This is a genomic window from Elusimicrobiota bacterium, assembly GCA_026388095.1.
Lineage (GTDB): Bacteria > Elusimicrobiota > Elusimicrobia > UBA1565 > UBA9628 > UBA9628.
In genome coordinates, this window is record JAPLKL010000044.1 from 155,690 (window position 1) to 174,162 (window position 18,473).

An 18,473-nucleotide genomic window follows, 5' to 3' on the forward strand; every position below is an offset into this window, starting at 1 on the left:
AGCGTGAAGCCGGGCCAGCCGCAATTGCTAGAATATCCCCGCACATGAGGATCTTCAACACCTTGTCGCGCTCTTTGGAGGAGCTGCAGCCTCTGGCTCCGCCGCGGGTCGGGATCTACACCTGCGGCCCCACGGTCTACAACTATCAGCACGTGGGCAACTACCGCACCTACATCTTCGAGGACGTGCTCGTCCGCACCCTCCAGACCGCCGGCTTCCAGGTCCGCCGGGTCATGAACATCACGGACGTGGGGCACCTCACCTCGGACTCCGACACCGGCGAGGACAAGCTCGAGGTCGGCGCCAAGCGCGAGGGCAAGACCGCCTGGGACATCGCGGCTTTCTACACCCAGGCCTTCCTCAAGGACATCGCTTCTTTGGACGTACTCCCCGCGGACGTGCTCTGCAAGGCCACGGACCATATCCCCGAGCAGATCTCGTTGGTGGCCAAGCTCGCGGAGAAGGGCCTCACCTACAGGATCTCCGACGGCATCTACTTCGACACGGGACGATTCCCGGCCTACGGCAAGCTCGACCCGGCCCGGCTCAAGGGGCAGAAGGCCGGAGCTCGGGTGGACGTCGTGGAAGGCAAGAAGAATCCGGAGGATTTCGCGCTCTGGAAGTTCACTCCGCCGGGCCAGAAGCGGCACATGGAATGGGACTCGCCCTGGGGCAAGGGCTTCCCGGGCTGGCACATCGAGTGCAGCGCCATGGCCATGAAGTACCTGGGCGAGAGCTTCGACATCCACTGCGGCGGCGTGGACCACATCTCCATCCACCACACCAACGAGATCGCCCAGGCCGAAGGGGCCACGGGCAAGCCGTTCGTCCGCTACTGGCTGCACGGCGAGTTCCTGCTCATGAACAGCGCCAAGATGGCCAAGTCCGCGGGGGGCTTCGTGACCTTGGCCGACCTCAAGGAGAAGGGCTTCGACCCGCTCGACTACCGCTATCACTGCTACACCGCGCACTACCGCAAGCAGCTCGACTTCACCTGGGAGCTGCTGGCCTCGGCCCAGACCTCGCGCCGCCGCCTGCGCGAGGCGGCCGCCGCGGTCAAGGGCGGCGAGCCTATGCCGGCCTGCCCGGCAGGCCTGGAGACGTTCCGGGCTGCGGTCGAGGACGACCTCAACATGCCGGGGGCCGTGGCCGCGGTCTGGGACTGCCTCCACAGCGATGCCCCGGACGGCGCCAAGAAGGCTCTCGTGGAAGAGGCGGAGAAGGTCCTGGCCTTGGGCCTCTTCAAGGAAGAGGCGCAGGCCGCCCTCTCCGCCGAGGACGCTGAGCTCGTGGACCGGCGCGCCCAGGCCCGCGCGGCCAAGGACTTCAAGCTCTCCGATGAGCTGCGCAAGCAGCTGGACAGCCGCGGCATACTGGTCGAGGATACCAAGCAGGGCCAGCGCTGGCGGAGGAAGTAGCCGGATGTCCCGCCGGGAGCAGGGGTCCGACGCCCAATGGCTGAGCGGCTTCCATAGCGTGCTCGAGACCTTGCGCGGCAAGCCGGGCAGCGCCAAGGAGCTCCTAGTGGCCGAGGGCAGCCGGGGCCCGGAGTTCGAGGAGCTCATGCGTCTGGCCCGGGAGGCGGGGGTGCGCCTGCGCTACGTGGACCGACGGGAACTGGACCGGGTCGCGGGCGGCGCCCGCCATCAGGGCGTGGCCCTGCGCGCCGCTCTGCACGAAGGCGGGTCTTTGAAGGGCTTGCTGGAACGCTTCCCTGAGGACTCGCGCAAGGGGCTCGTCCTGGTGGCCTTGGACGAGGTCCAGGACCCGCACAACCTGGGCGCCATCGCTCGTTCCGCGGTCAACCTGGGGGCGAAAGCCCTCATCCTGCCGGAGCGGCGCTCCGCGCCGGTCACCGGGGCCGTGGTGGCGGCCTCGGCGGGCGCCATCCAGAAGCTCCCGGTGGTCAGCGTGGTCAACCTGGGCCAGGCGCTGGAGCGCCTCAAGGAAGCGGGCTTCTGGGTCTACGGCGCCGACGCGGCGGGCCGTCCGGCCTGGGACGCGGTCTTCAACACGCCCTTGGTGCTGGTCATCGGCTCCGAGGGCTACGGCATGAGGCCTTTGGTGGCCTCGCTCTGCGACGAGGTGGTCAGCATCCCGCAGGCGGCCGCCGGCGTCGAGAGCCTCAACGCCTCTTGCGCGGCGAGCGTGCTCCTCTACGAGGTGGCGCGGCAGGTCAGGAAGGGGTCATGAGCCACGGCCACGAGCACGGGCATTCCCACGGCCACGCGCATCACGGGCTTTCAGCGGTCCAGTCTTTGACCTGGGCCCTGGGCATCACCGCGGTCTTCTTCGTGGTGGAGTTGGTGGGCGGCTGGTGGACCGGCAGCTTGGCCTTGGTCTCGGACGCCCTGCACATGGGCTTCGATCTCACGGCTTTGGGTCTGGGACTCTTCGCGGCCCGGATGGCGCGGCGTCCGGCCGATCCCAAGCGGACCTTCGGCTATCAGCGCGTGGAGGTCCTGGTCGCCTTCATCAATGGGGTCACCCTGATCCTCATCACCGGCGTCATCCTGCGCGAGGCCTACGTGCGGTTCTTCGCGCCGCAGGATATCAAGGCCAAGGAGATGCTGGTCATCGCGGTCATCGGGCTTTTGAGCAACTTGGCCGCCGGAGCCGTGCTCTACCGTTCCAGCCGCTCCAACATCAACCTGCGCGGGGCCTTCCTGCACGTGCTCTCCGACGCCCTGGGTTCGGTGGGCGCGGTCATCGCCGGCATCGTCATCCTGGAGTTCGGCTGGCGCCAGGCGGACCCCTTGGTGAGCGCCGTCATCTGCGCCGGGATCGTGGTGACCTCGTATTGGCTGGTGCGCGACTCGGTGCACATCCTGCTTGAGGGCACCCCGTCGCACCTGGAACTGGAGCAGATCCGCGCCGCGCTGAGCGTTTTGCCCGGGGTCAGCTCGGTCCATGACCTTCATCTGTGGTCCGTCACGCGGGGCACGGAGTCCATGAGCGGGCACGTGGTGGTGGAGTCCGACGCTCACACCGCCGCGACCCTGCGCGCGGGCGCCAAGCTGCTCAAGGAGCGCTTCGGCATCACGCACGTGACCTTGCAGGTGGAGACCTCGGGGCAGCCCGAGTGCGAGGACACGGTCCCGCCGCCGACAGAGCCTTGATGAAGCGGGACTCTGCCGCCCTCCTGCTGCTCAACGGGGGGCTTCCCGAGCCGGGTCTGGTGCGCCGCCTGGCGCGGCGCTGCTCCGTGCTGGTCTGCGCTGACGGGGGGGCGCGCCACGCGGTCCGGCTGGGCCTGCGGCCGGACGTGGTGATCGGGGACATGGACTCGGTGCCCAAGCCTCTGCCGCGGTCCTGGCGGGGGACCTCGTTCCTGTGCGATTTCGGCGAGGACTCCTCGGACTTCGAGAAGGCGCTGGCTTTTTTGGCGCGCGCCGGCATCTCCCGGCTTTATGTGGCGGGGATCCTGGGCGGTCGGCTTGACCATTCCTTGGTCAACCTGGCTTTGGCCGAGGCTTGGGGCTGCCGGCGCAGCTTGGTCATGGTGGACCGGGGGTTGGCCACGCTGTTGGGGCCGGGCCGCTACCGGCTGGGGGTCAAACGAGGGGGGATGCTCTCGCTTTTGGCGGCCACATCACGGGCCAGGCTGTCGGCGAGCGGGGTGCGCTATCCTCTGCGGCGGGCGGTGCTGTCTCCGGGAGGCCGGGGTCTGAGCAATGTGGCCGAGGGCGCCGTGGCTTTGACGGTGCATTCGGGCCGGGTGTGGGCCGCGAGTCCCGAGCCTTTCGGGTTCTGAGGTTTCAGGCCCTGCCGGCTGGGGCTCAGCGCGTCAGGCGATGGGATGGGTCGAGACGCTCGCGTATCCACATCTTGATGATGGCCTGGCGCGAGACGTTGAGCTTGAGGGCCTCTTGGTCGAGGAGTTCGACCATCCAGGACGGGAAATCGACGTTGACCCGCCGGACGACGGCGGCTTTCTCGAGGTCGAGGAAGGCGGAGATGTCCTCGCCGCGGTCGAACTTCCTGTCGAATGCGGCGGCGCTAATGCTCTTGCGCATCTTCTTCGTCCTGGATGTGGCTTTCATATGACTTCTCCAAGCGGCGGTCCGCTCTGTGGCAGCTGATGAGCCGTATGGCTGAGCCTCGTTTCGTGAAGACGGCAGAATAGCACTTGCCGTCCGCCTTGGCCAGGATCAGGAAGCGGCTTTCGCCGACGACGTCCCTGGCTGGGATGATGACGTGGGGCTGGTCCCATAGCTCTTGAGCCCAGGAGAGGTCGACTCCGTGGCGCTCTTTGTTGATCCGGTCCTTCTTGGGGTCGAACTCGAAGTGCTCCATAGAGAGTATAACAGTTATACCTAGAGGGCGCCAGGTGCGGCATCGGGGCCTTACTCTATATACGATTGAGGGCTGGAAAAGTTCCGTGGTGGGATCGTGTCGTGAGGCAACGCGGAATCGGAGACGAGGAAAGGCGCTGAACGGGCCGTGTATTTGGATTTTTGGCTCAACGCCGGGCTCGGCGGCGCGCCTCGTGGAGTCCAATAGCGCGCGCGGCTGAAGCGAATGTTGGGCGGAGACCGGTAGCGCAAGCTCTCATCGCTTCGCCGTTGATAAGATAGCGACAACGCTTTTATGCCCCGCGTCTTTGGCCAAGTCGATTGCTGTCACGCCATTTTTTGCCTTAATCCGGGTCCTCGCCCCGCGCTTTAGAAGCGCCTTCACTATGTCTTCCTTGCCTAGCTGAGCTGCGAACATTAGCGCTGTTGCGCCGGCACTGTCCTGTGCGTTTGGATTGGCCTTCCTCCGCAGTAAGGGTTCAGCGGCGGCAAGGGGTCCGTTGGTAACCGCGACCATGAGCGCCGTAGTCTTTCCTGGTTCCATCCGGCAATTCGGATCAGCTCCGCCCTTTAATGCGTGTTCGATCCTTGCCGCATTCCCGTCGCGGGCCGCCTCCATCAGAGGTTTGCATGAATCGGGCAGATGCACTCTGACCATCTGCCCTGCCTGACTCGGCGTCCACGCGAACAGGCATGCGGCCGCGAATGCACACAGTAGGATGTCCATTGGCGTCTCCTCTGGCCCGCCGCTTTAAATTCTGCCTCCTAGCGCTTGGCCACGCCGGCCAGGTGGTCCAAGGCCTCGCGCAGGCCCTCGTGCACGGCCTTGACCGCCGCCGGCTTCCAGGAGCCCTGGGCCTCGCGCAAGAACGAGGTCTTGTCCACCCGGTTGTCGAAGCGCGCCACGGGCAGATGGTAGGTCTTGCCGTGCGCCTTGACCGTGACCGTGCCGGGCCGCTCGGAGTTCTTGAGCAGCCACTCCATGTCGTCCTGGCCGTAGTCGTTGAGCATGACATCCAGCGGCACGCCGTGGTGCAGGATCGACCCCGGGTCCTTGGGGTTGCTGCGCGCCTGGTTCTTGCGGCGCGATTCCTCGGGGGTCACCCAGATGTAGAGGATGGCGGCCTTCTCCAGCAGCTTGGGCGAGAGCCGGGCCAGCGAATAGCGGTAGCCGAACGGCTCGGCTAAAGGCTGTTGGGAGTGCAGCGGGCCGCCCCGGGCGAACTCGATGACCAAGGTCTTGCCCTCCAAGGTGCTGGGATAGCTCTCCTGCTTCTCCTTGACCATCTTGCGGGCTTCGGTCTCCAGGGCCTCGGCCAGCTTCATCCGGCAGGACTTATCGAGCTGAACCAGCCGCGCCGGGGCGCCGACCTTGACCGAAGCGCGGTCCAGGCGGTCCAGGAGGTCCAAGGCCGCGGATTTCGGGATGAGCAGCCTCTTCTGCAGCAGGTCCTCGTGGTCCTCGTTGACCAGCTCGATCAAGGTGCCCCAATCCAAAGGGTTGCGGAAGGGCTGCTCCGGGGACTGGAAGAACACGCGCTCGTGGCCCAGGCGCACCAGCTCGTCGTCGACGCGCCGCATCATGTGCACGTAGGGGAAATCGTCGAGCTGGACGCTGGGGCCCATGTGGAAGTCCTGGCGGCGGGGCTCGGCGGGCATGAGCTCCAGATAGCGGCGCACCTCGGATTTGCCCGAGGCGGGCAGGGCGAGCAGAAGGACGGTGTCGAGGACTTCGTTCATGATTTGACCTCCACGGGTCGTATTGGTATCTCGTTGGCCTTGGCCAGCTCCCAGACGCGCTTCTTCTCGGCCAGGGACAGGAAGCCTACGGCCACGAGGATGAGAGCCAAGGAGCCCCAGTCAGCCGGACTGGGGAACTTGGCGCCGAAGATGAAGTATGACAGCAAGGTCGCGGTGGTGCCGGCCACCAAGGAGGTCAGGCGGTTGACCAGGCCGGCGAAGGTGGCCGTGCGGCCCTTGAACATGAAGATGAAGACCGAGAAGAAGGCCACCATGCCGTAGACCGCGCCGGCCCCGGTCGCGGGCAGCCACTTGGGGTGGATGTTGACCAGGGCCGCGTGGAACTCCAGCACGGGCCGGGCCTGGGACGAGCTGGCGAAGACGCCCAGGGCGATCAGCGCCATGGCCACGGAGGCCGAGATCTGCTCGATGGAGAAGAACCACTTGTTGTCGAGCGGCGCGCCCTTGGGCCGGGTGTTCTTGTAGTAGTTCATGATGTAGATGCGGATGGAGTAGGCGCCGATGTAGGCGGAGAGCACGGCCATCGCCGCCGCGTTGTGCAGGAAGTCGAAATCCTCGCTGCGGGCCAGGAAGATCTGCGTGGCGGCCGCGGACACGGCGAAGATCATCGCCACGTTCTCCTCCCAGTAGACCTTCTTCCGGAGGATGCCCTGGCGGATCTGCGCCTCGTCGATCAGGCGGCTGATCACGATGACGCTGGCGCGCATGATGATCATGGCCACCATCACGGACTTGAGCAGCATGTACATCAAGGTCGTGGTGGGGATGACCACGGCGGTCATGATGCCGGAGGGGATGATGTAGAGGAATTCGGCGGGCAGGCGCACCGGCCCGAGTTCCACGTACCGGCCGGGCTTGTTCCCGGTCCGCCACCAGCCCGCGACCAGCACCACGACCAGGCAGATGAGCGAGCCGCCGAAGGTGCTCCAGACCAGGAACTCCATGTCCGTCATGACCGGCGCGACCACGGCGTAGTGGCCGGTGAAGCACTTCGTGGCTACGCCGAAGATGACGTAGAAGAAGTAGTAGGCCAGGCAGAGCTGGACCAGCCGTCCGGTGGAGCCTTCAGCGGTTTTCCACATAGCCTTTCAGCGCTTCGGCCGCGCTAGGACGGTGGGGCAGGCTCTTCACCTCGCCGATGAACGAGAGCTTGTGGTAGAAGTCGTTGCCCTTGTCGTCCACCAGGATGAAGGCCGGGAAGTCATTGACGTCGATGGCGTAGACCGCCTCCATGCCCAGCTCCGGGTACTCCAGCAGCTCGACCTTCTTGATGTTGCGCTCCGCCAGGATCGCGGCCGGGCCGCCGATGGTTCCCAGGTAGAAGCCGCCGTGCTTGTGGCAGGCCTCCGCGACCGCCGCGCTGCGGTTGCCCTTGGCGATCATGACCAAGGACGCGCCTTGCGCCTGGAAGAGGTCCACGTAGGAGTCCATGCGCCCAGCAGTCGTCGGCCCCAAGGACCCGGAGGGTCTGCCGGGCGGGGTCTTCGCGGGACCGGCGTAGAGCACGGGATGGTCCTTGAGGTATTGCGGCAGGCCCTCCCCGCGGTCGAGGCGCTCCTTGAACTTGGCGTGGGCGATGTCGCGCGCCACGATGATGCGGCCGGTCAGCGACAGCCGGGTCGCCACCGGATGCTTGGAAAGCTCGGCCCGGATGTCCGGCATGGGGCGGTCGAGGTCGATGCGGACCGCGTCGTCTACGCCCTTCTTGCGGTACTCGGCCGGGATGAGCTTTTCGGGGCGGCGCTCCATCTCCTCGAGCCAGACCCCGGCCGCGTCGATCTTGGCGAGCATGCTGCGGTCCGCCGAGCAGGAGACGGCCATGCCCACGGGGCAGGACGCGCCGTGGCGGGGCAGGCGGATGACGCGCACGTCGTGGGCGAAGTGCCGGCCTCCGAACTGGGCGCCGAAGCCGGATCTGCGGGCGGCCTCCAGGAGCTCGCCTTCCAGGGTCGGGTCGCGGAAGGCTCGGCCGTGGCTGTCGCCGCTGGCGGGCAGCGCGTCATAGTAGCCGGTCGAGGCGAGCTTGACGGTCTTGAGACAGGCGTCGGCCGAGGTCCCGCCGACCACGAAGGCGACGTGATAGGGCGGGCAGGCGGCCGTGCCCAAGGACTTCATCTTCTCGATGAGGAACTTCTTGAGGCTGGCGCAGTTGAGCAACGCCTTGGTCTCCTGGAAGAGATAGGTCTTGTTGGCGGAGCCGCCGCCCTTGGCGATGAAGAGGAATTTGTATTCCATGCCCGCCGTGGCGTAGATGTCGATCTGTGCGGGCAAATTATTGCCCGAGTTCTTCTCCTCGTACATGTCCAGGGCCACGGTCTGGGAGTAGCGCAGGTTCTCCTGCGTGTAGGTCTGCCAGACTCCGCAGGTGAGCCACTGCGCGTCGTCGGCCCCGGTCCAGACCTGCTGGCCCTTCCAGGCCGCGATGGTGGCCGTGCCCGTGTCCTGGCAGAAGGGGAGCTCGAACTTGGCGGAGATGACGGAGTTCTCCAGCATGGTGAGGGCCACGAACTTGTCGTTGGCCGAGGCCTCGGGGTCCTTGAGGATGTCGGCCACCTGGCGCTGGTGCGCGGGGCGCAAGAGGAATTGGATGTCGCGCAGGGCCTCCTTGGCCAGCCCAGCCAAGGCTTGGGGCTCCACTTTGAGGATGGGCTGGCCTTCGAACTTGGAGACGCTGATTCCGGCCTTGGTCAGCAGGCGGTACTTGGTGCGGTCCTTGCCCAGCGGGAACGGGGGATGATACTCGAATCCTGCCGCGGGCGTGGAGGTGGCGCGTTTCATGATTGGATTCTACAATAAAAACGGGCTCCGGCCAGGTGGGCCGCAAAGCTGCCTGCGGCTTTACGGCGGGCGGACCAGCCCTGAAGCTGAGTCAGGACCTGCGGGTCTTTCCCAATCCTTTGAGGACGGCGACGAGCCCGATGGCGGCCAGGATGCCCACCACGGCGTAGCCCGCGGCGGCCAAAGTCAGAGAAACGACGAGCGCCTGGACGCCGGCGCCCACGCCGAAGACCCCCGCCAGACCCAGGACCCCGGCCATGATGTCCTTCCAGAGCGGCTGCCCGCGTCCCGTGCCGATGGTGTTGAACGCCAGTATCGCCGCGGCGGCGAGTGCCGCCAGACCGGCTCCGATGGCCACCGCTCCGAAAAGCGTCCCCGTCAGCAGCGCGAGGGCCGCATTGACACCGACGCCGGCCAAGAGCGCCAGCCCCAGGGCTGCGAGGGTCCCGAGCAGGGCGGGATTGGCTCTGCCGCTCTCTGAGCTGCGCTGGCTTGCCGCGAGGGCCTGTGAGGCCGGAGCGGCCGGCGGCTGGGCGGGCGGCTCGCCCTTGAGCGCGTCGCTCACGCCGCGGGCCGCGCTGAAGAGGGCCATGAGCGGCGTCCCCAGAAGGAGGACGGTCAGCAGGGCCAGCTGCGCCAGGCGCAGGCCCAGGAAACTGGCCGCGGCCGCAAGCGTTGGCCGGCCGCTAACCGCCGTCTTGTCGCTGGCTCCCTTGAGCAGCGGCTCGGCCAGCGCAAGGAAAGACTCCTTGGTCGCCTTGCCCTCGGTGTGCTCCTCCCAGGCCTTCAGGAAGCCGGAGAAGAACCGGGCCGCCGCGGACTTCGGGTAAGCCTCATCGATCGCGCCCTTGGCGTAATTGAAGGGGGCGCGCAGGGTCCCCCAGACCAGGGCCAAGGCCGCGCTCACCGCGAGGTCGGCCAGCATCATCAGCCCCATGGGCACCCAGATGACGGAGAGCCACGAGCCGTTCCACACGCTCTTGTCCAGCCAGTAGCGGGCGTGATGGCTGAGGTTCCTGTAGAAGTCGGTCTCGCGGTCCCAGACGCTGACGAGGCGGTAGGAGTCCTTGAAGCTCGTCCAGAGCCCCTCGAAGACGGATGCGAAGCCGCTGAACACCCAGCGCGGCAGGTGCATGAGCAGCAGCGGGCTGGTCAGATACGCCAGGACGGTCACGGACAAGGGGAGCAGGCCGGCCAGGCCGGTCAGCACGATGCCCACGCCCGCGGCCGCGGCCACGGCGGCGAAGAAGGCGCCGATGTATTCCGGGTCGTCCACGGAATAGGTGGACTTGCCTTCGGCCAGCGCCTTGCCCAGATAGCGCGTCAGGCCCCAGCCTCCGACGATGGAGAGGGCCGCCATCCAGAACGCGTTGGTCTTGGCCAGCGCGAGCAAGCCCAGCAGGCTGAAGGGCAGCACCGGCGTGAGATAGAGCATGCCCAGGCCCATCGCGGCCAGCAGGAACCCCGGCAGCTGGCGCACCAGCTTCGGGGTCTTGGCCGGCACGAAAGGCAAGGCGGCCAGGCTCAAGGTCGCGGCCAGATAGACGCCGCCGACGAGCGGCCCGGCCGCGGCCAACAGCGGCAGGCCCAGGAAGTAGACCGGCAGCAGCGCCAGCCCGGCCGCTATCAGGCGCGGCATGATGTTGCTCGTGCCCGGCTGTCCCGGCTGGTCCGGGTCCTGCGGGCCGGGCTGCGTTCCGGGCCGGTCATTGCGGTCCACGTGCATGCGGCGCGGGTCGTGCTTGGCATCGTCATAAGTCTCGGAGAGCTTGCCGAAAGCGCGGAAGAAGCCGGCGATGCCCAGGACCGGCGTGCCGACCACGGCGTAGGCGAGCCAGGCCCACTGCAGGAGCCGGATCGCGAAGGTCGCCGGCAGGCTCACGAATTTGTTGCGGGAGTTCGCGTAAGGGATGAGCGGCTCCTCCACGCGGTTGAAGAGCGACTTCTTGGCGCCCTGCACGTTGTCGAACATGAAGTGCGCCCAGGCCGCGAGGAACTTGGTCGGCTTGGAATCCGCCTTGAGCTCGTGAGCCGCGCCCCAGAGGAACATGACCGGGGCCTGCGCCGCGCCCACCACCGCTCCGCCCGCCACGGACAAGGCCCACTGCACGAGCTGTGAGAGCCAGATCGGGACCCAGATGCCGGCCAGCCACACCGCGTTCCATAAGGACTGCTTCAGCTGGGCTCGGGTATAGGCGGTCAGGCGCTCATAGGCGTTCGTGTCGCGTCTTAAGGAAGACTCGACCCTGTCCAGGCCGCGGATGCTCTCGAACATGTTGCTGAAGGCAGAGGTCATGCCGTAGCCGACCCAGGAGGGCAGATGCATCAGCAGCAGGGCCGCGAACGGATAGGACAGGATGCCCAGACCCGCGGCCAGCCAGCCGGCCGGGGAGAGCAGTGCCAGCCCCGCGCCCGTGATGGCGCCGAGGCCGCCGAAGAAGGCGGAGAGGGACTTGCCGCTGTCATAATCGTTGCCGTCCTGGGGGGACTTGCCGTAGCGCATCAGGCCCCAGCCGCCCAAAGCCACGAGCGTGCCGATGCCGTAGGAGCCGAAGGCTATGGCCAGAGCGCCCAGGCCGAGGAGCGCGGCGCCGGGCAGGACCCGGACCGCCTTAGGGGTCTGGTCGCCCACGAAGGGCAGGACCGCGAGCAGGACGCTGGCCAGGACCACGGCTCCGCCGGCCACAAGCGAACCGCCGGCTAGAAGCGGCCAGCCCAGGAGCGCCGCGGGCAGCAGCGCCAGGCCGGAAGCCATGACGCGGGGCCAGAAGGGGCTGTTTTTCTTGGGGCCCGGGTTCTGGTCCTTCATCTCGGGGATGCCGCTGACCACCTTGGTCTCGCTCTTCCCATAGTAGGCCTGCGCGGCCAGCGCGATCTCTTCGCCCGCGGGCCGGGCCAGCTGAACGCCCGCAGACAGGTCGCCCATGGACTCCGCCGCGGCCACGAAGCCGCCGTCGGCCCAGGAGGCGGCCGGGGCGCCGGTCATGATGGATTCGATCCGGGCTCCGACGCCGTTGGCGGCCTCGGCTCCGGCGTGGGAGATGTCTCCCGCGGACTTGAGGGTGACGTCGACCTGCTGCGAGAGGCCGGTGATCTTCTGGGCCACGGGCGTGGCGGCTGCAGGCGCCGGAGTCTTGGAGAGAGTCCGAGTCTGGTAGAGAGAAGGGGCTTGGAGAGGGGCGGCCAAAGACGGGATCTGGCTGATGGGGGAGACCGGCGCGGCGGTCATGCCGACCTTCACGGCCGGAGCGATGCCCGCGGACAGGGAACCCGAGAGGCGTAGGTCCTGCGCCGGGGCCAAGGTGGTGTTCAGGTTGGAGCCGATGGCGATGCTGCTCAGAGTCGTGATGGGGGCCACGCCGGTCTGTCTGGCGACGCCGGCGGCGGAAGTCATCGTCGCGGCCGCGGCTTCATAGGCGGCGAAGCCCGGGGAGAGGGCGACCAAAGCGGCGGACAAGGCGACAGAGACGATGCTCTTGAACAAGGAAAGGTGGCGCCAGGGCATTGAGATCCTCCGGAACATCAATATAGTATCCCAATTCTACTTATACCCTGCTGCGGCGGGCTTAGGTCTTCGAGGGCAGGCGGGCGGAGGAAGATGGCCTATGGATATCAGGGCCTGTTGCCGGGCCTGGTCCTAGGCCGGGAAGTCCAGATGGCCTGCTCCGACTCAGTGCTTCCCGGGGGCCGGGATCTGGCCGTCCACGCCGAAGATGTAGGAGATCAGCGCCGCGCGGACCCACATGCCGTTGCGTTCCTGGCGCCAGAACACGGCCCGGTCGTCCTCGTCCACCGAGGTCTCGATCTCTTGGCGGCGGGGCAGGGGATGCATGATGATGGCGGTGGGCTTGATGGCCTTGAGGTGCTCGGCGCGGAAGTGGAAGCGGCTCAAGTCCAGGGATTTCGACTCCCCGGCGGCGTCGTGCTCGTCCTGGATGCGGGTCATGTAGATGGCGTCCGCCTCGGGCAGGACCGGGCCGAGGTCGTCGGTCTCGCGGTAGGGGATGGAGTGGCGCCTGAGGAAGTCGAGGATGTCCGCTTCCATGCGCAGCTGGGGCGGGGACACGAAGACCAGCTTGACGCCCTGGTAGTTCTTCATGAGGTAGGAGAGCGAGCGCACGGTGCGGCCGCGCTTCAAGTCCCCGACCATGACCAGCGTCTTGCCTTCCGGTCCGCCCGGCAGGCTGCGATGGAGGGTGTAGGCGTCCAGGAGCGCCTGGGTGGGATGCTGGTCCTTGCCCGAGCCGCCGTTGATGACCGGCACCGGCCGCTTGACCCGGTTCATGAACCAGGCCGTCTTCTCGACGAAGCCCGGCGTCGGGTGGCGCATGATGATGAGGTCCACGTAGCTGGAGAAGGTGCGCACCGTGTCCTCCGGGGACTCGCCCTTCATCTCCGAGGAGGTGGAGGTGTCGCGGATCTCCGAGGTCTTGAGGCCCATGATGTGGCAGGCGTTGAGGAAAGAGAGGAATGTGCGCGTCGAAGGCTGGACGAAGTAGAGCATGGCGCGCTTGTGGGCCAGCAGCCGGGACACGGCGTCGGCCCCGGCCTTGGCCTGGGTGGTCGCGCGCAAGCGGTCGGCCACGGCGAAGAGGTGGTCCAGCAGCGCCCGGTCGAACTGCTGGGAGAAGAGGCAGTCGTAGAGCCGGCCTTCCCGCGAGAAGAACGGCAGCTTCTGCGACACGTCGCTGGCGTGGAACTCGTCCCAGTTGCGGCCGACCTCGGTCATGAGCGCGGTCCTTTTCATCAGCCCTCCTGCGTTTTTTTGCGGCGCTATGATTCTACGATTTTATGCGCGGGGAAAAAAGCTCCGCCGCTTCCTTTGGGAAGCGGCGGATGACGCGACAGCCCGTCCGGGAGCCCTCAGCGCATGGTCAGCGACATGATCGCCTTCTGCACGTGGATCCGGTTCTCGGCCTCGTCGTTGACGATGGAGATCGCGGGATCGTCGATGAGCTCGTTGGTGACTTCCTTGCCGCGCTTGGCCGGCAGGCAGTGCATGTAGTTGGCGCGCGGGTTGGCCTTCTTGAAGTGCTCGTGGCTGATGCACCAGTCCTTGGCGTACTTGGGGCCGCAGGCCGCGTGCTTCTCGGGGTCGCGGGCCCAGGACTTGGCGTAGATGACGTCGGCGCCCTTGGCCGCCTTCCAGATGTCGTGCTCGATGGTGAGCTTGCCGCCGGAGACCTTGGCGGCCTTCTTGGCGAACTCGACGTATTCGGGGTCCACGTCGTATACGCCGGGCTCCTTGGGATAGGCCAGGACGATGTTCATGCCCAGCACGGCGCCGGCCGCGATCATGGTCTGCGGCACGCCCGCGGACTTGGCCCGGTCGTCGTAGGCCCAGGACATGACGATTTTCTTCTTCTTGTAGTCCTCCTTGCCGAACTTCTCCATCATGGTCATGATGTCGGCCATGATCTGGCAGGGGTGCTCCTTGTCGTCGAGCATGTTGATGACCGGGATGCTGGCGTCCTTGGCGATGGCGCGCAGGACCTCGCGGGCGTCGCCGTACTTGTAGCTCTCCGCGCCCATCTGGGCCTTGAGGTTGTAGAGGCGGATGGAGAAGCCGGCCAGGAACCGGCTGATCATCGCCCCGGTGTCCTTCCAGGATTCCTTGTTCTTGAGCTGGAGCTGCTCCGGGGTGTAGTACTGGCCGTGGCCGCCGAGCTGGGTGATGCCGGTCTCGAAAGAGATGCGGGTGCGGGTGGAAGGCGAGGCGAAGAGCATCCCCAGGCTCTTGCCGCGCAGGATGTGGCTGTGGTCCTCGCCGATGGCGACGCGGCGCTTGAGGTCGAAGGCCACGTCGAAGATGGTCTCCAGCTCTTCCTTGCTGAAATCCATGACGCTGATGAAATCCTTGCCCTTCATGTTGGTGATCATTCCCTTATCTCCTCCCTGTTATGATGCGCGGCAGAGCCGTACCTTAACATTTCTGCGCGATTTTGCGCAACAGCGAGGCTACTTCTTCAGGAGCTCGGAGACGATGCCGACATAGCCCTGGAAGGCCTTCTTCATCTGCTCGATCTCTATGTATTCGTTGGTGGTGTGAGCCAGGGATTCCAACGAGGGGCCGAAGCCGACGACCTGGCAGTCCCGGTCGGGGAACAGCCCCCGGTATTTCACCACGGCGCTGCCGTCGGTGCAGAAGCTGTAGGCCCCGATCTCGACCGGGAGCCCCATCTTCTGCAAGCCCAGCTTGGCCCGCGCCACGATCTCATCGGCCTCGCCGGCCTGCCAGGCGGGGGCGAATTTGGTCTGCTTGATGCGCACTCCCGTATAGGTCGTGCACTCGTCCTGCGCGTACTCTATGATGGGGTCCTTGAAGGACGGATAGAGCCGCTTGCCGTGCGAGACCACCGGCTCCATGTTGTCCCGGACCAGCTTGAGGATGGACTCCTCCGTGTCTCCGGGTAAGGTCCTGACGTCATAGGTGAGCTCCACCTCGTTGGGGACGGTGGAGTTGCCGCCCCGTCCGTCGATGCCGCCGCCGCCGCCCACCGGGATCTTGATGTCGGTGGGCACGATGTTGCGCTTGCCCAGCAGGCCGACCGCCTCGGAGCGGTACCAGACGTGGAAGGCCTCGATGATGAAGGCGACCTGCTCCAGGGGGTTGACCGTGCTCCGGCCCACGGAGGCATGCTTGCCGTGGCCGAACACGCTGATCAAGATCTCGCCCCGGCCTCTCTGGGCGATGTTCAGCCGGCATTCGGAGGCCTCGCCGACGATGACGTAGTCCGGCTGGAGCTTCTTCAAGGCCTCCAGGAAGCAGACGCCCTCGAAGAGCTCCTCCACGACGGTGCCGACCAGGTAGATCTCCCCGGCGCAGCCCTTGGGGGCGAGGCTCTTGAGGAACGCGGCCGCGCCGAACATGGTGGCGAAGGCGCCCTTCATGTCCGAGGCGCCCCGGCCGTAGAGCTTCTGGTCCTTGATGGTCGCAGAATGGGTGCTGGTCTCGGCGTCCCATTTGGAGGGCTCGGCGTTGACCGTGTCGAGGTGGCCGGTGAGCACCACCTTCTTGCCTTTGCCGTCGCCTATGACCACCTTGCCGATGAAATTGCCCATCCGGTCGCTGTAGGCCTCGTCGAAGCCCAGCTTCGTGGCTTCCCTGATGCAGAGCTCGACCACGGATTTTTCCTGGTCGGAGAGGCTTTTCTGCTGGATGAGCTTCTGCGCGAAGCTCACGACGCTGGAGAAGTCATGGTCCTTCAGGGCGGACAGCAGTTTCATGGGAGCGCCTCCGATCATTCCGGGTCGCGTGGACATAAGGGTATAATACAAATCCAGGAGGCGCAAAATGGACCGAACCAAGGCTTTAGGCCGGATATTGGAGCGCGACCGCGGCCGGATGGTCGAGTTCCTGCGCGACATCATCGCTTTGCCCAGCCCCAGCGGGGGCGAAGGCAAGGTGGCGCGGAGGACCGTCCAAGAGATGAAGGCGTGCGGCTTCGCCAAGGCCTTCGTGGACAAGATCGGCAACGCGGTGGGCGTGATGGGCTCGGGCAAGCCCGTGATCCTCTTCGATGCGCACATGGACACGGTCGGCATCCACGACCGGAGCCTGTGGAAGTGCGACCCCTATAAGGGGAAGGTCGACGCCAAGTACGTGTACGGACGCGGCGCGGCCGAGAACAAGGGCGCGCTGGCCTCCATCATCTACGGCGCCAAGGCCATGCGCGAGGCCGGTCTGCTGGCCGGGACCGTGATCGTCACGGGCAGCACGCTCGAGGAGGACTGCGACGGCCTGGGCTTGTGGTACGCTTTGGCCAAGACGGGCTTGAAGCCCGAGGCGGTGGTGATAGGGAAATTCACGGAGCTCAAGGTCATGCGCGGCCAGCGCGGCCGCATGGAGATCCAGGCCACGGTGCCGGGGAGATCCTGCCACGCCTCCACCCCGCAAGAAGGGGTCAATCCCATCTACGCGGCCCTGCCGCTCATCGCGGGCATCGAGAAGCTGGATCCGAGGCTCAAGAGAGACGCGTTCTTGGGCAAGGGCACCATCGCGGTCACGCAGATCAGCGTCAAGAGCCCGGGCTTCAACCGGCTGGGGCACGAGGTGCGGCTGTCCATCGACCGTCGGCTGACGGCCGGGGAGACCAAGGAGCTCGCGCTGCGCCAGATCCGCGCTTTGCCGGGCGCGAAAGGCGCCAAGGTGGAGACGCTGTTCTACGAGAAACCGGCCTCGACGGGGCTGGTGCAGAAGACTGAGAAGTACTTCCCCGGCTGGTCCATGCCCGAGGACTGCCGGGTCGTCCGGGCGGCCAAGCGGGCCGCGGCGGCGGCTCTGGGCGCCCCGCCCGTGGTGGACAAGTGGACGGTGAGCTCCAACGGTGTCTCCTCCTGCGGCTTGCTGGGCATCCCGAGCGTGGGATTCGGCCCGGGGGAGAAGCGGTTCCTGCACAACTATGAGGACCGCATCGCCATAGCGGACCTGGTCAAGGCGGCCAGGTTCTACGCCCTGTATCCTGGGGCGTACCAGGCCTCCAAATAGGGCCGGTCCCGCCCATGGACTTTCCCACCGGAAATGCTCTATAATCCGAAGAGCCGGAACAGGCGCAAATATCTAAGGAGAGGAACCCCATGAATCTATTTGGAAAGCACCTCGTCTGCACGCAGGAGTGGAGCGTGGAAGAGCTGGAGGCCGTGCTGGGACTGGCGGCCGAGATGAAGAAGGACCGCTTCTCGTCCAAGTACACATCGATCCTGCAGCACAAGACTTTCTTCATGTTCTTCTACAACCCCTCGGTGCGCACCCGCCAATCGTTCGAGTGCGCGGCCACCGAGCTCGGCGCCCATGCCCAGTTCCTGGAACCTTCCGCCATGCGCCTGAAGACCAGCAAGTCCGCCGGCGAGACCATCGAGGACGCGGCCAAGGTCATGAGCCGCTACGCCTGCGGCCTGGGCATCCGCATCCTGGAAGACAAGGTCCAGCAATACGGCGACGGGGACAAGTTGCTGCGGGAGTACTGCCAGCACGGCTCCATCCCGATCGTCAGCATGGCCCACGACAAGTTCCACCCCTGCCAGGGCCTGGCCGACGTGCAGGGCGCGCGCGAGCATCTGGGCAGCATCAAGGGCAAGAAGCTCCTCATGGTCTGGGGCCACGGCGCCCTGGCCCGCTCCTGGTGCAGCGTGCAGGAGAGCATCCTCATCAACTCGCGCCTGGGCATGAACGTGACCTTGGCCAATCCCAAGGGCTACGACCTCGACCCCGAGGTCATCGCCAACGTCAAGAAGAACTGCCAGGCCGCCGGCACCAAGTTCGAGATGACCAACGAGCCCGTGGAGTGCTACCGCGGCGCGGACATCGTCTACTCCCGCAACTGGATGAGCCCCCACGCCTACGATCCGGAGAAGGGCTTCCAGAAGCAGCCGGAGATCGAGGCCGCGCTCAAGTACACGGACTGGATCACCGACTCCAAGAAGATGGCGCTCACCAACAACGCCCTCTACACGCACCCCATGCCGGTGGACCGCGGCCATGAGGTTTCGGACGAGGTCTGCAGCGGCCCGCGCTCCATCATCTACGACGTGGCCGAGAACCGCCTGCACGCTCAGAAGGCCATCATGGCCTTGACCATGAGCAAGTTCGACTACAAGCCGTCGGGCAAGCCCGCCGGCAAGCAGCGCGTGGCGGCATAG

Annotated in this window: 16 protein-coding genes; 6 read left to right on the forward strand and 10 right to left on the reverse strand. The window is 66.2% G+C overall.

Annotated features, from left to right (window positions below; all coding sequences use genetic code 11):
• The first annotated feature begins 44 nt into the window (after positions 1-44).
• Genes cysS through NTY77_11085 form a run of 4 tightly spaced genes read left to right on the forward strand, consistent with a single transcriptional unit; the run spans position 45 to position 3,754 of the window.
• Positions 45-1,418, forward strand: a complete 1,374-nt coding sequence (cysS, locus tag NTY77_11070) for a cysteine--tRNA ligase (protein ID MCX5796025.1) — start codon at positions 45-47, stop codon at positions 1,416-1,418.
• Positions 1,419-1,422: 4 nt separating this feature from the next.
• Entirely contained in the window at positions 1,423-2,193 is a 771-nt protein-coding gene (rlmB, locus tag NTY77_11075; protein MCX5796026.1) for a 23S rRNA (guanosine(2251)-2'-O)-methyltransferase RlmB, read from the forward strand.
• Entirely contained in the window at positions 2,190-3,119 is a 930-nt protein-coding gene (locus NTY77_11080; GenBank protein ID MCX5796027.1) for a cation diffusion facilitator family transporter, read from the forward strand. Before rlmB ends, NTY77_11080 begins: the two co-directional genes overlap by 4 nt.
• Entirely contained in the window at positions 3,119-3,754 is a 636-nt protein-coding gene (locus NTY77_11085; protein ID MCX5796028.1) for a thiamine diphosphokinase, read from the forward strand. Before NTY77_11080 ends, NTY77_11085 begins: the two co-directional genes overlap by 1 nt.
• Positions 3,755-3,779: 25 nt before the next feature.
• On the opposite strand, the gene NTY77_11090 is transcribed toward NTY77_11085, so the two are convergent.
• The 10 genes from NTY77_11090 to NTY77_11135 form a co-directional block, all read right to left on the reverse strand.
• The gene (locus tag NTY77_11090; GenBank protein MCX5796029.1) at positions 3,780-4,004 is read right to left on the reverse strand and encodes a CopG family transcriptional regulator; all 225 of its coding nucleotides are present in this window, start codon (positions 4,002-4,004) and stop codon (positions 3,780-3,782) included.
• Positions 4,000-4,296, reverse strand: a complete 297-nt coding sequence (locus tag NTY77_11095; GenBank protein ID MCX5796030.1) for a BrnT family toxin — start codon at positions 4,294-4,296, stop codon at positions 4,000-4,002. Before NTY77_11095 ends, NTY77_11090 begins: the two co-directional genes overlap by 5 nt.
• Positions 4,297-4,551: 255 nt before the next feature.
• The gene (locus NTY77_11100; GenBank protein ID MCX5796031.1) at positions 4,552-5,022 is read right to left on the reverse strand and encodes an ankyrin repeat domain-containing protein; all 471 of its coding nucleotides are present in this window, start codon (positions 5,020-5,022) and stop codon (positions 4,552-4,554) included.
• A 38-nt stretch (positions 5,023-5,060) separates the two neighbouring features.
• A complete protein-coding gene (locus NTY77_11105; protein ID MCX5796032.1) occupies positions 5,061-6,035 on the reverse strand; it encodes a hypothetical protein in 975 nt (324 codons plus the stop codon).
• Positions 6,032-7,138, reverse strand: a complete 1,107-nt coding sequence (locus NTY77_11110; GenBank protein MCX5796033.1) for a hypothetical protein — start codon at positions 7,136-7,138, stop codon at positions 6,032-6,034. Before NTY77_11110 ends, NTY77_11105 begins: the two co-directional genes overlap by 4 nt.
• Positions 7,122-8,834: a fumarate hydratase gene (locus NTY77_11115; protein ID MCX5796034.1), complete on the reverse strand. Its 1,713-nt coding sequence runs from the start codon at positions 8,832-8,834 to the stop codon at positions 7,122-7,124. Before NTY77_11115 ends, NTY77_11110 begins: the two co-directional genes overlap by 17 nt.
• 91 nt (positions 8,835-8,925) lie before the next feature.
• On the reverse strand, positions 8,926-12,339 hold the full coding sequence (locus NTY77_11120) for a hypothetical protein (protein MCX5796035.1): 3,414 nt from the start codon (positions 12,337-12,339) through the stop codon (positions 8,926-8,928).
• A 165-nt stretch (positions 12,340-12,504) separates the two neighbouring features.
• Positions 12,505-13,581 carry an aspartate carbamoyltransferase gene (gene pyrB, locus NTY77_11125; GenBank protein MCX5796036.1) on the reverse strand — a complete coding sequence of 359 codons (1,077 nt, stop codon included), beginning with the start codon at positions 13,579-13,581 and terminating at the stop codon, positions 12,505-12,507.
• A gap of 116 nt (positions 13,582-13,697) precedes the next feature.
• Positions 13,698-14,714 carry an ornithine carbamoyltransferase gene (locus NTY77_11130; protein MCX5796037.1) on the reverse strand — a complete coding sequence of 339 codons (1,017 nt, stop codon included), beginning with the start codon at positions 14,712-14,714 and terminating at the stop codon, positions 13,698-13,700.
• Positions 14,715-14,792: 78 nt separating this feature from the next.
• Complete coding sequence (locus tag NTY77_11135; protein MCX5796038.1) at positions 14,793-16,061, reverse strand: M20/M25/M40 family metallo-hydrolase; 1,269 nt, start codon at positions 16,059-16,061, stop codon at positions 14,793-14,795.
• A gap of 67 nt (positions 16,062-16,128) precedes the next feature.
• Between NTY77_11135 and NTY77_11140 the strand changes: the two genes are divergently transcribed.
• Positions 16,129-17,322 (forward strand): YgeY family selenium metabolism-linked hydrolase, encoded by a 1,194-nt coding sequence (locus NTY77_11140; GenBank protein ID MCX5796039.1) that lies wholly within the window; start codon positions 16,129-16,131, stop codon positions 17,320-17,322.
• Between the two features lie 89 nt (positions 17,323-17,411).
• Entirely contained in the window at positions 17,412-18,473 is a 1,062-nt protein-coding gene (locus NTY77_11145; protein MCX5796040.1) for an ornithine carbamoyltransferase, read from the forward strand.